Annotated in this window: 9 protein-coding genes; 6 read left to right on the forward strand and 3 right to left on the reverse strand. The window is 54.7% G+C overall.

Annotated elements, in window-relative coordinates; all coding sequences use genetic code 11:
* Window positions 1-35: 35 nt before the first annotated feature.
* Both guaA and BLR09_RS18765 read right to left on the reverse strand, forming a co-directional pair.
* The gene (guaA, locus tag BLR09_RS18760; RefSeq protein WP_093205801.1) at window positions 36-1,568 is read right to left on the reverse strand and encodes a glutamine-hydrolyzing GMP synthase; all 1,533 of its coding nucleotides are present in this window, start codon (window positions 1,566-1,568) and stop codon (window positions 36-38) included.
* 57 nt (window positions 1,569-1,625) lie between these two features.
* Window positions 1,626-2,789: an exo-beta-N-acetylmuramidase NamZ family protein gene (locus BLR09_RS18765; protein WP_093205803.1), complete on the reverse strand. Its 1,164-nt coding sequence runs from the start codon at window positions 2,787-2,789 to the stop codon at window positions 1,626-1,628.
* A gap of 198 nt (window positions 2,790-2,987) precedes the next feature.
* Here BLR09_RS18765 and BLR09_RS18770 point away from each other — a divergent pair, with 198 nt between their 5' ends.
* Window positions 2,988-4,226 (forward strand): ABC transporter permease, encoded by a 1,239-nt coding sequence (locus tag BLR09_RS18770; protein WP_245689950.1) that lies wholly within the window; start codon window positions 2,988-2,990, stop codon window positions 4,224-4,226.
* A gap of 166 nt (window positions 4,227-4,392) precedes the next feature.
* Here BLR09_RS18770 and BLR09_RS18775 read toward each other — a convergent pair whose 3' ends face one another.
* Window positions 4,393-5,115 (reverse strand): HAD family hydrolase, encoded by a 723-nt coding sequence (locus BLR09_RS18775; RefSeq protein ID WP_093205805.1) that lies wholly within the window; start codon window positions 5,113-5,115, stop codon window positions 4,393-4,395.
* Between the two features lie 263 nt (window positions 5,116-5,378).
* Here BLR09_RS18775 and BLR09_RS18780 point away from each other — a divergent pair, with 263 nt between their 5' ends.
* The 5 genes from BLR09_RS18780 (at window position 5,379) to BLR09_RS18800 (ending at window position 13,224) form a co-directional block, all read left to right on the forward strand.
* Window positions 5,379-6,629 carry a DUF5690 family protein gene (locus BLR09_RS18780; RefSeq protein ID WP_245689951.1) on the forward strand — a complete coding sequence of 417 codons (1,251 nt, stop codon included), beginning with the start codon at window positions 5,379-5,381 and terminating at the stop codon, window positions 6,627-6,629.
* 33 nt (window positions 6,630-6,662) lie between these two features.
* On the forward strand, window positions 6,663-7,244 hold the full coding sequence (locus tag BLR09_RS18785) for a helix-turn-helix domain-containing protein (protein ID WP_093205809.1): 582 nt from the start codon (window positions 6,663-6,665) through the stop codon (window positions 7,242-7,244).
* 167 nt (window positions 7,245-7,411) lie between these two features.
* Complete coding sequence (locus BLR09_RS18790) at window positions 7,412-10,639, forward strand: SusC/RagA family TonB-linked outer membrane protein (protein WP_093205811.1); 3,228 nt, start codon at window positions 7,412-7,414, stop codon at window positions 10,637-10,639.
* Between the two features lie 5 nt (window positions 10,640-10,644).
* Window positions 10,645-12,213: a SusD/RagB family nutrient-binding outer membrane lipoprotein gene (locus BLR09_RS18795; protein ID WP_093205813.1), complete on the forward strand. Its 1,569-nt coding sequence runs from the start codon at window positions 10,645-10,647 to the stop codon at window positions 12,211-12,213.
* Between the two features lie 219 nt (window positions 12,214-12,432).
* The gene (locus BLR09_RS18800) at window positions 12,433-13,224 is read left to right on the forward strand and encodes a glycerophosphodiester phosphodiesterase (RefSeq protein ID WP_093205815.1); all 792 of its coding nucleotides are present in this window, start codon (window positions 12,433-12,435) and stop codon (window positions 13,222-13,224) included.
* Window positions 13,225-13,227: the final 3 nt, after the last annotated feature.

Here is a 13,227-nt window from a genome sequence, read left to right on the forward strand (position 1 = left end):
ATACTTGTCTGCCTGCGCCTCTTCGGCAAAGCAAATTATTCCCACTCAATGGTGGCCGGGGGCTTCGACGAGATGTCGTATACCACGCGGTTCACGCCTTTGACGCGGTTGATGATTTCGTTGGAAACATCGGCGAGGAAATCGTAGGGAAGGTGAACCCAGTCGGCCGTCATGCCGTCTACCGAAGCGACCGCCCGGAGCGCGACCACGCGTTCGTAGGTCCGTTCGTCGCCCATGACACCCACTGACTGAATCGGCAGCAGGATGGCGCCGGCTTGCCATACCTTATCGTACAAGCCTCTGTCTTTCAGCTTGTTGATAAAGATAGCGTCGACTTCCTGCAAAATAGCCACCTTATCGGCAGTGATATCGCCAAGAATCCGGATCGCAAGACCCGGGCCCGGGAAGGGGTGCCGGCCCAGGATATTCTGGGAGATCTGAAGCTCCCGGCCGACGGCCCGTACTTCGTCCTTGAACAGCGTCCGGAGGGGTTCGACAACCTTCAGTTTCATGAAATCCGGCAGGCCGCCTACGTTGTGGTGCGATTTGATCGTAGCTGACGGGCCTTTCACCGAAACCGACTCGATGACATCGGGATAGATCGTACCCTGGCCAAGCCAGCTGACGCCTTCGAGGAGGTGCGCTTCGTGGTCGAATACCTCGATAAAGGTCCGGCCGATGGCTTTCCGCTTGTCTTCCGGATCGGTGAGGCCGTTGAGTGCGATGTAAAACTGGTCTTTCGAATCAACGCCCTTGATATTCAGACCCATATCCTGATAGGAATGGAGAACCTGCTCAAATTCGTCCTTCCGGAGAAGCCCGTTATCCACAAAAATACAGAAGAGATTCTTGCCGATGGCCCGGTGTACGAGCATGGCCGCGACCGTCGAATCCACGCCGCCGGAAAGCGCCATGACTACCTTGTCGTCACCGAGTTTTTTCTTGAGATCCTGTACGGTTTCGTCGACAAAATTGCTCGGCGTCCAGTCCTGATGGCAGCCGCAGATATCGACGATGAAGTTCTTGAGTACTTCCTTGCCTTCGAGCGAGTGCGTTACTTCGGGGTGGAACTGGATCCCATATGTTTCTTCGCCTTCGATGCGGAATGCGGCCACGGATACCGTTTCAGTCGACCCGATTACCTTGAACCCGGACGGAACAGATACGATCGTATCGCCGTGTGACATCCATACCTGCGTATCTGCCAGGATATTTTGGAACAGGCGGGTGCGGCTGGCGTGCTCGGTATGGAGCATCGCCCGGCCATATTCCCGGATTTTGGAGGGAGCTACTTCGCCGCCGGCGGTATGGGCGAGCAACTGCGCGCCGTAGCATACGCCGAGGAGGGGCAACTTACCGCGGAACTGGCTGAGATCGAGGCGGGGAGAATCTTCGTCGCGTACCGAGCAGGGGCTGCCGGAAAGGATGACGCCTTTGACGGTTTCATCTATTTCCGGAAAGTGGTTATACGGGTGAATTTCGCAATAAACACTGAGTTCGCGGACCCGGCGGGCAATCAGCTGCGTAAACTGCGAGCCAAAATCAAGAATAAGGATTTTCTCTGTCATGTGTGTACCAACGTCTGGTCGGCAAATAGGAATGAAAGGCCGGGGACCGGCCGGTTTTTACGGATACAACAAATACTTCTTCCGGAGCTGTTTGTAGGCCGACAGTGCAGGCTCCCAGCTTGCCCGGATTTCGGCTTCGGACTTTCCGGCAAGCAGCTGCTGCCGGAGCTGATCCGTCCCGGCGAGCTGATCGAACGCCTTCGGACGGGTAATAAACGCGGATTTATCCGGCGACTTTTGGTAAAAATCTATCAGGTACCGGAGCGTAAAACCGGTGACAGGCTCCTTCCGGAGATCGAGCCCGTAGCAGACTTTCCCTTTGTGGAGCGGGTTCATCGCGCCGGGTTTATCCTCCGGCGTAAAGGAATAGGATCCATACGCAGAAGAAGTACCGCCGATTACCTGAAACTGAGTATCAGTACCCCGTCCGACACTAATCGCTGTTCCTTCAAACAGACAAAGGGAAGTATACAACCGGACACTTTGCTGATTGGGCAGGTTGGGCGATGGCGGAACAGGCAGTATGTAGGAATCTGAGTGAGAATAGGACAGGCAGGAAACCGTCGTCAGGTTACACCGGCGGCCTTCTTTCAGCCATCCTTCGCCGTTGATCATGCGCGCCAGCTCGGCGACGGTACAGCCGTGTGCGAGAGGTACCGGATTCAGGCCGACGAAGGAGGCGAAGCGCCGGTCGAGTACCGGGCCGTCTACAAAATCTCTGATCGGATTCGGCCGGTCAAGTACGATAACAGGCTTGCCGTTTTCCGCCGCAGCTTCCATGACGTAATGCATCGTGGAGGTATAGGTGTAAAACCGCGCGCCAACATCCTGAATGTCAAACAGCAGGATATCAACCGGTTTCAGGTCTTCGGCAGTGGGTTTCTGGTGAGATCCGTAGAGGGAAACCACCGGAATACCCGTTCGGGCATCGACAGCATTGGATACATGCTCGCCGGCGTCGGCTTTTCCCCGAAAACCATGTTCAGGGCCGAAAATGACCGTAATCTTAACGCCCAGAGACCGCAGGGAATCGGCGAGATGGGTACGATTCGGAAAAACAGAGGTATGATTGACGACGAGCCCGACAGACTTGCCCTTCAGCAGGGGAAGGTACTCTCCGGTACGCTCAATCCCGAGGACCGGGCCGGCAGCCCAAATCCGGGTCAGGGAAAGCAGAAAGATAAAAAGGGCAAGCGCCCCGGTTGTACGAAACGAAACCATGTGCAAATCTCGGGGTAAACGGGGAAAAAACAAACCCGTTTTTCGGTTTTCACGGGGGAAACGGACCGGATGGGTTTTACAGATGACTGACGAAAGTTTTCCTTTTGACCCGAAGTATACCGGAATTCAGCAGGGCATCCGGTAATTTAGCGGCTTCCTGAAGCGGCCTTTCCGGTTTCCGTTCAGGATGGTAACAGTATGCGTCGTTCCGTGAACCTACCCCGTTTTATCGCTTCCCGTATTCGCTCCCGTACGGAACGGCGGTCGTTTTCGTCGACCGTCACCCGCATCGGTATCGCAAGTATCGCTATTGGTCTGGCTGTGATGATGGTGGCGTTTGCGGTGCTGTTCGGGTTTCAGGGGACAGTCCGGGAAAAGCTCTTCAGCCTGTCTGCCCACATGAAAGTGACGCGGTACACGCTGAATCAATCCTACGAAGAAACGGCCCTGCCCCGCTACTCCCGCCTGAGCCGGTCATATAAAACCCTGCCGGACATTGCGCATTTCCAGATGGTTGCCCATAAGGCCGGGATACTCCAGACAGACGAAGCCGTTCAGGGGGTACTGCTGAAAGGTGTAGGTCCGGATTTCAACTGGAAAAGTTTCGGGCAAAACCTGACCGAAGGCCGCCTGCCGGAGTTTGGAAAAGATACCACCGACTCCAAAGAGATTCTGATCAGCCGGAGTATCGCCAATCAGCTGCAACTGAAAACAGGCGACAAAGTCACCCTGATTATCATGCAGTATCCGCCGAGACCCCGGCGGCTGACAGTCACGGGCATCTACGATACCGGTCTCGAAGAACTGGATAAGCAGCTGATCATCGGAGATTTACGCCTCGTTCAAAAACTCAACAAGTGGGGGCCGGATACAGTAGGCGGATACGAAATTTTTGTGAAGGATTTTGACCGCATCGATCAGGCTGTCGGCCAGGTATCGAAACTGCTGGAACACGATCAGGACCTCCACAGCGTCGTGAAGGAATACCGCGCGCTGTTTGACTGGCTCGGTATGCTCGACCGGAACCTGGGCGTTTTTCTGACGCTTATCCTTTTTGTGGCCTGCTTTAATATGGTATCTATCCTGCTGGTACTGATCATGGAGCGGATTCCGATGATCGGGCTGCTGAAGGCGCTGGGTAGTCCGAACTGGCAAATCCGGAAGATATTCCTCTGGCAGGCCGTTTCCATGATTCTGAAGGGACTGCTCTTTGGTAATATACTGGGGGTAGGACTATGCCTCGTCCAGCAATACTTCCGGGTCATTCCCCTGGATCCGGAAAACTATTACATGAGTTATGTGCCGATTGATATGCATTGGGAGATCGTCGTGATGCTTAATCTCGCGACACTGCTTCTGGTCCTTCTCGTTCTGACGATTCCCACGTTTGTCATCAGCCGGATGAAGCCGGTGGAGGCGATACGGTTTTCGAAGTGAGAAATTCAGTTTTCGGTTTACAGTTTTTTTGTTTTCAGTTGGGTGAATGCGAAGCTGTCTGTCTGCTGTTCGTAGCGGATGCTACGCATGGCGGGCAGGCGGCTTCGCATTCACCCAACTGAAAACCAAAAACCCAAAGACCAGCGTCCCCGCCAGTCTCCAAAACTCAGCGTCCCCCAATCACCTTTATCAATTCCCCGACGTTCTCCAGCAAACCATCCGAAGGCACTGCTTCAAGCTGTTGCCGCGAGTGGGTACCGTTCACGACGCCGAGAGACAACCGGCAGCCTGCCGCAGTGCCCGACTTAAGATCCGAAGGAGTATCGCCGATGTTGATGACCTCGGCGGCGTCGGTGATACCGAAGGTCGCCATGGCTTTCTGAATCATATAAGGCTCCGGCCGACCGGCTACAACTTCATCCGACGTAATCGAAACATCGATAATGGAGTTGGCGCCCGTTGCGATGTACCGGCTGTCAAGGCCTTTCAGCCAGCCGAGTTTTTCGAGGATAATGTTGGTGACTTTCCGGTAAAAGCCCGTTGTCAGTGCAATCCGGATATCCTGCTCCCGCAACCATTGAAAAAGTTCGAGCGCGCCTTCCGTCGGGTAGACAGGGTGGGTGAGATAATGATTTTCGAGGATGGAAGTAAAGGTTTCATACGAATGCTCGACGCGCGCCGACCACTCGGGGTGATTGCTGCCGAGGTGCTCGGTCCACAACATTTCAAAAACCTGGTGCTTGTGGTATCCCTGAAGCGCCAGCACGCGCTCATCGGAAACGGTGAGGCCGGTATCCTTCGCCGCCCGGGCAAAACAGTGTTCTACTTCATGTTCATCGCGGACGGTCGTTCCGGCCATATCCAGCGTAACCAATCGAATAGGTAACATAGGCAATAGATAGAATCACTCCGGCAGCGCGGAGAGGTGTAAAAGACGCATCAAAGTTCCGGGCAATCTCCGGATCCATTCTCGTTTCAAAGTTAAGTATTTGTTAAATTACTTCCCAGTAAACGCAGTAATTGTGTATCTATACTAAACTTGCTGTCGCTAATTCTGAAAATACGGCGGGGAGAACGGATAGTTTTCTGTCTCCGGCCGCCGGAATTCCGGATTTTCTCCGATCTTCCCATGTGTAAAACGCCGAAATCGACGTGACATCTTCCCCTTTGACGTTCCGAAGCAACGTCTGGCTGACGGTCTGGCTGACCGTAGCCGCTTTCAGTACCTATTTCTGCATGTACGCGTTTCGGAAGCCGTTTACGGCCGGTACGTTCGAAGGGCAGACCCTGTGGGGAATGGACTATAAGATTATCCTCGTGGTGGCGCAGGTTTTCGGGTATGCCGCTTCGAAGGGCATCGGTATCAAAGTCATTTCGGAGACGCGTCCGCATCAGCGGGCGGGCCGGATTCTGCTGCTGATCGGCCTGGCGGAAATAGCCCTGATTCTGTTCGGGCTGGTACCTCCGCCATATAACTGGATTTTCCTGTTTTTCAATGGATTACCGCTGGGTATGGTCTACGGACTCGTGTTTGGCTTCCTGGAAGGACGCCGGATCACGGACCTGCTCGGCGCCGGCCTCTGCCTGAGCTTTATTATGGCCTCAGGTATGGTGAAGTCGGCAGGGGTCTGGGTATTGCATCAGGGAGTATCGGAATATTGGATGCCTGCGCTGGTGGGCGCGCTGTTTCTGCCATTGCTGGGGGTATCGGTCTGGATGTTGCGGGTATCGCCGGGGCCGACGGACCAGGACCAGGCCGCCCGCCGCGAGCGGCTGCCCATGTCGGCAGAAGACCGCCGGGTATTCTTTCGTTCGATTGCGCCGGGGCTGATCAGCCTGATCGCGATTTATGTACTGATTTCGATACTGCGGGATGTGCGCGACAATTTCGCTGTCGAAATCTGGCGCGAGCTGGGTGTCAGCACGCCCGCCGTGTTTTCCATTACGGAAAGCTGGGTAGGCGGTATCGTCACGGTTTTGGTAGGACTACTGTTTCTTGTCAAGAGTAACCGGCTGGCTTTCTGGGGAAACCTGTACTTTATCGGCGCCGGTATCATCCTCATTCCGGGCGGTACCTGGCTGTTTCAATCAGGGCAGGTCTCGCCGCTGGTCTGGATGATACTCGTGGGCCTGGGGATTTACCTGGCATATGTTCCGTTCAACGGCATGCTGTTCGAGCGGCTCATCGCCGTCCGGGGCGAGCGCGCCAATGTTGGTTTTTTGTTTTACGTTGCTGATTTTGCGGGATATTTGGGAAGCGTGGGCATCCTGCTCTTCCGGAATTTCGGAAATGCCGGGCTATCCTGGCTACGCTTCTACGTCCGTTTCAGCTACCTGGTACCGGTGATTTCGGTCGGCTTGCTGGTTTTCGCCTGGCTGTATTTTCGCCGGAAAGTGGGCTAGGAAACGGGCCTGTACGGTTTTTACTCAGTTATTATGCAGGAAGACATCCTCCTTCAGATCAGCAGTCGTCTCCGGGAAACCCGGAAAAGTCAGGGGATCACCCTTCAGGAACTGGCCAACCGTGCCGAAGTCAGTAAAGCCCTGATTTCCCAGATCGAAAACAACCGGACGATACCCTCTCTGCTCGTATTGATCAACCTGATCCGTTCGCTGGGTGTCGATCTCAACGTTTTTTTTGAAGAATTAGCAAACGGCGCCGGCAACAGCCGCGTCCTGCTGCGGCGAAGCGACGAGTACCAGACGTTTTACAAGGAAGACGTCCGCGAGTTTGCTTACCGCCGGATTCTGACCAAGACCGTTGGCGGCGTTCCGATGGACGTTGTCCTGCTGGAACTTCAACCCCGCGCCCGCCGGAACAAGCCCATCAAAACCGAAGCGTTCGAGTTCAAGTTTCTCATTCGCGGAGAAGTGGAATACATCATCGGCGATGAAGTACACCACCTCCGGGAAGGCGATTCCCTTTTCTTCGACGGACGGATTCCCCACCGCCCGGCTAACCTGACAGACTCCGACGCGCTGATGCTCGTCTTCTACTTCTTCGTCGACAAGGCCTGATCTACGCCGTTTCGGAGAGTGTGGATTTCTCTGGACAAGTGGTTTACAAATACTTAACAAACCGTCTCTTTTATTCACGATAGGTTCACATTTCGGTCAAACTTGCCTAAAAGCTGATTCTGAAGTTTGCATTGGTTTTTTCCAAAACGCAAACGAAACCAGAACCAATGAAACAGCTTTTACAGGCAGGTATTTGTATGCTTCTGCTCTGTGTCTCCGGATTTCTTTTCCCGGGGTATGCCCAGCAACGTACGCTGTCCGGCAAGGTCCTTTCCGCCGAAGACAGTCAACCGCTGGCAGGTGTAGCGGTCCGCGTGAAAAACACGAACCGCGGCGTAAACACCGATGCCGACGGCCGCTACCGTCTCACCATCCTGTCCGACAAGGACATTGTCGTCTTTACTTTCGTCGGCCATGAACCGGCGGAAGAAGTGGTCGGTAATCGCACTGAATTATCGGTCAGTCTCAAAACCGACCACAAGCTGCTCAACGAAGTCGTTGTGACTTCGCTGGGGATCCAGAAAGCCAAGCGCGACCTTTCCTACGCCACCCAGAGTATCAAAGCTCAGGACCTGATCAAGGCGCGGGAACCGAACCCGGTAAACGCCCTTGTCGGAAAAATCGCCGGCCTCAACATCGGCGCCAGCGCGGAGCTTCTACGGGCGCCGCAGGTATTGCTGCGGGGTGGCCGGCCGCTGTTTGTCGTCGACGGGGTACCCATTATTTCCGATACCTACAACATCAATCCCGATGATATCGAATCGTACGATGTCATCAAAGGTCCCTCCGGATCAGCACTTTACGGCTCAAGGGCAGTAAACGGTGTGATCATCATCACGACGAAAAAAGGCTCGCGCGACAAACGCGGCGTATCCGTCGAGGTGAACTCCAGCACGATGGTCGAGCAGGGTTTCCTGGCCATTCCGAAAGTGCAGGATCTGTACGGTCCCGGCGACCACGGTACCTATTCCTTCGTGGATGGCCGCGGGGGTGGAAAGAACGACGGCGACTACGACATCTGGGGTCCTAAATTTGAAGGACAGCTGATTCCGCAGTACGACAGCCCCGTTGATCCCGCAACCGGTATCCGCAAAGGCACGCCCTGGATTGCACGCGGAAAAGACAACCTGACGCGCTTCCTGCGTCCGGGTATCCTGTCGACCAACAGCGTCTCCGTATCGTCTTCTTCCGAGAAAACGGACCTGCGTTTCGGCGTGACCAATCAGTACCAGCAGGGGATGATCCCGAATACGCAGCTGAACAGCACAACCTTCAGCGCAACACTCGGACAAAACCTCTCCGACAAAGTTCGCTTCGAGTCCAATTTCAATTTCAGCCGCCAGGCTTCAGCCAATTATCCGGACGTTAACTATGGTCCCAACTCCCTGATTTACAATATGGTCATCTGGGGTGGTGCCGACTGGAACGTCGACGACATGAAGCAGCTCTGGCAACCCGGCAAGGAAGGTATCCAGCAGATTTATGCTGAGTACCAGCGTTATAACAACCCCTGGTTTGTCGCGAAAGAGTGGAAGCGCGGGCATTACAACAACTCATACAACGGCTACGCGCTCATGAAATTCCGCCTCCGGGACGACCTTGAGCTTCAGGCCCGTACCCAGGTGACCGGATATGAACTTTTCCGAAATGAAAAGATGCCTTATTCTGCGACGACGTACGGTCGCGAGCAGGCAAAAGGCGACTACCGCGAAGACCGCCGCTCCCTGCTGGAAAACAACACGGACGTTCTCCTGAACTACAACAAGACCTTCCGCAACGAAATCTCGGTTCGTGCCGTGGCCGGTTTGAGCGGCCGGTTTTTCCGCTACAACGGCAACTATGCCAGCACCGATTACCTCAACGTACCGGGCGTTTACAGCTTCGACAACTCCCTGAATGCGGTTCGGGCGAATAGTTTCAACTCGCAGATGCAGGTACTGAGCGCGCTCTACAGCGTTGATGTGAACCTGGGCAAGTATGCGACGGTCTCCACAACCGGCCGGTGGGACAAGAACTCCACGCTGCCGTCGAGCAAAAACGTCTTTTTCTACCCGTCGGCAGGGGTAAGCTCGGTGATTTCCGATTTCGTGCCGATGCCGCAGGCAATTTCCTTCGTGAAGCTCCGCGCCTCATATGCCAACGTGAAGGATGCCTTCACCCAGCAGAATATCTACACGGCGTTTTCGGCGCTTTCGGGCGGTAATCCGCTCGGGTATGGCCAGACGTTTGCTTCGCCGTATGACGGGCCTTCGTACGGAACGACAGTAGCCTATACCATTTCCCGTCCGTACAACAACGAAGTAGCAGCCTCCTACAGCAACAGCCTGCTGGACCCGAACCTGAAGCCTTCGTCCCGGACGAGTTTCGAGGCCGGTCTTGACATCCGTTTCCTGAAAAACCGGATCGGCCTGGATGTGTCCTACTTCAGCTACCTCGACGGCCCGCGGATCTTCGGTCTGACGCTTCCGGAAGCGACGGGGTATACCTCCCTGACCACAAACGGGATCAAGTCCCAGCGCCGCGGCCTCGAAATCGCCCTGACCGGAACTGCCCTGAAGAGTGCCCGCGGCCTCAACTGGGACGTGACCGTCAACTGGAGTACGTTCCAGGAATACCTGAAGGAAATCTATGGTAACCAGGCGCGCCTCAACCAGTTCTACAAAATCGGCGACCGCCTCGATGCTTACTACGGCAGTGCATTTTACCGGACGAAGGAAGGACAGATCATCAACGACGCGTCCGGCCGCCCGATTGTCAATGCCGTCAGCCAGTTCCTGGGTAATACCAATGCCGACTTTGCCTTCGGATTCATCAACAAATTCAGTTACCGGAATTTCTTCCTGAATGTACAGATTGACGGGCGCGTCGGCGGTGTCATCGAAGACTACATCCAGAAGCAGACCTTCCGGGGCGGTCGCCATATCGAGACCGTCGAAGGCAAAATGGGTGATGCCCGGTTCCAGGATTACAAAGGGGTGAAGTCGTGGGTAGGCCCCGGTGTGGTACTCACCGAAGGATCGATCCAGCCGGATGTAGACGGAAAGATCACGAACTACGACAAGCTGAGCTTCACGCCGATGTCAGACAAGTACAAGACCTATCTCCAAGACTGGATCAGCCGGTACTATAACACCAACGAAGCAAACATCATCAGCCGGAGCTTCGTAAAGCTGCGGGAAGTGACCTTCGGGTACCAGGTGCCTTCCCGTCTGCTGACCGGCCGGATGAGCTTCCTCAAGGGCGCGAGCGTCTCATTCGTAGCCCGGAACCTGCTCTACTTCGCTGCGAAGAAAGACCTTGACGTGGAGCAGTTTGTCAACTACTCCAATACAAGCTCTGATCTTCAGACCCCGACGACGCGTCGCTACGGTGTGAACATTAACCTGACTTTCTGATCCCCATGAAAAAGATACTGTTGCTTACGCTGCTGCTCGCCGGAATGAGCGGCTGCCAGAAATTCTCGGATCTGGAGAAAAATCCTAACCTGCCGACGCAGGTACCTGCCAACCTTGTCCTGAAGAGCGTCCTGAATGATTTGTATGAAGGAACGTGGAACAAGGATTCCCGCTACAACCAATACTACACCGTCAATTACAACTACTACGGCAACAACGCGTACGACTGGACTTCTTCTTCCTACAAATACACCACGCTGAAAAACGTGCTGAAAATGGAGGAGGAAGCGAAGAAAACGCTCGGTACTGACAAAAACGGGTACGCCGCACTCGGTAAGTTTTTCCGGGCGTACTTCTGGGTGTGGATGACGATGCGGGTGGGTGACGTGGCCATGACCGACGCCCTCAAAGGCATGGACAACATCACGCCGAAGTACAATACGCAGAAAGAAGTATTCGTCCAGTCGCTGCAATGGCTCGACGAAGCCAACGCGGACCTGGCCGATCTGATCGCCGCAGGACATACAACGCTGCCTTTTCAGGGAGATATGTATCTCAACAACAGCCTGGTATCCTGGCAGAAAGTGGTCAATAGCTTCAAGCTTCGGGTACTGATCAACCTGAGCAAGCGGACGGACGACGCCGACCTGAAAGTCAAGGCCCGTTTCGCCGAGGTACTCGGTAACCCGGCCAAATACCCGATCCTGACGGGCGCCGGGGATAATCTACAGTATGTGTACAACGCCGTTTACAACAAGTATCCGGTCAACCCTGACAACCTCGGAAACGACGCGACGCGCCAGGAAATGTCGGCTACGCACGTCGATCTGCTGAAGAAACTCCAGGATCCCCGGATTTTTGTTACCTGCGAGCCGGCGGAAGCAGAGCTGAAGAAAGGCGCCAAACCGACGGATTTCGCCGCTTTTGCCGCCCCGAGTCCCGGACTGAGCCTCGACGAAATGTCGTCGTCTGCCAACAATGGCGCGTATTCCTTCATCAACCGGACGCGCTACTACAAAAACTACACGCCGGAAGCGACAGTGATCCTGGGGTATGCCGAGCAGTGCTTCAACATTGCGGAAGCGATCAACCTGGGCTGGATTGCCGGAGATGCCGCCGACTACTACCAGAAAGGCATTCAAACCAACTTCGATTTCTTCGGTATCAAAAACGGAGCGAATACGTTCACGTTTGAAATCCGGGATAACGGGAAAGCGTCTTTCCAGTCGTTCAATGTCAACGTTGATCTGACGGCTTACCTCGCGCAACCGTCCGTCAAATACGCCGGCAATACAGCGGAAGGACGTCAGCAGATCCTGACCCAGAAGTACCTGGCTTTGTTCATGACAACGGGGCTGGAACCGCTCTTTAACTGGCGCCGGACGGGTTTCCCGACCAACTTCGCCACCACCGGCGCGGGCCTGGGTTCGTATGCGGGCGGAGTACCCCGCCGCTGGCAGTATCCGGTCTCGGATCGGGTATACAACGAGAAAAATTACAAAGCAGCGCTGAAAAGCCAGTTCGGCTCCGAAACCCGGGACGACGTCACCGATGAGCTCTGGCTCCTGAAGTAATGCCGGATTTCTTTACCTGCGGGTAAAACTGAGGTAATCCTGGCGAGGTAGGTTTGTGGAGTCTATCCATCCTATACAATACGCATTTGTTTTGGTTAAGTGAATGAAACGATCCGAAAGCGGCAGTACTTTGTGTTGCCGCTTTTTTTAATTCCGTTTTCAGGCCTGGGGGATGGTCTTGCTGCGACGCCGTTTCGTAGTATGTGAAAAAATACACCGATGAAGTTCTTTGCCGCCATGTTACTTGTTGCCGGTCTGTTCAGCAGTACGGTTTCTTCCCGCCTGATTGTCATCGCCCACCGCGGCGATCATACTGCCGCTCCGGAAGGAACGCTTAAGGCCTTCCGGAATGCAATCTCCCTCGGGGTTGATTACGTGGAAGTAGACGTCCGGACGAGCCGTGACGGGGCGCTCGTCGTGATGCACGATGGCAGCGTCTCGCGTACTACCAATGGTTCCGGCAACGTTAGAGATCTGACGCTGAGCGAGCTGCGATCTCTCAAGGTGATCAACAAATACCATCCCGAATACGGCGAAGAACAGATCCCGTTGCTGGAAGAGGTATTGCAGGTATGCAAGGGAAAAATCAATATTTACCTTGATTTCAAAGAGGCCGATGCTGCCCGGGTTTGGGAAGTATTCCGCAAAGCCGGGATGGAAAAGAGCCTTGCCGTGTACATCAACAATGATCACAGCTTCCGGGAATGGCGGAAAGTGGCGCCGGAAGTGCCGCTGATTGTCAGCCTGCCGAAACAGGTTTTCAACGGGGCTACGCTGCGGAGCTTTCTCGACAGCTGTGATGCGGAGATTCTGGACGGCCCGTATACCGTCTACACCGAAGAAATGGTCCGGGTGGCCGCCGAACGCAAACGGCGAATCTGGGCCGATATCCAACACCCCCTGGAAGGACCTGTTTCCTGGCAGAAAGCCGTAGACCTTGGGCTTCACGGTCTCCAGACCGATAAACCCGCCGGGCTCATCGGATTCCTTCGGGAACAGGGAAAACGTTAACCT

Source organism: Siphonobacter aquaeclarae (assembly GCF_900103285.1).
In the GTDB taxonomy this organism is placed as follows: Bacteria; Bacteroidota; Bacteroidia; order Cytophagales; family Spirosomataceae; genus Siphonobacter; species Siphonobacter aquaeclarae.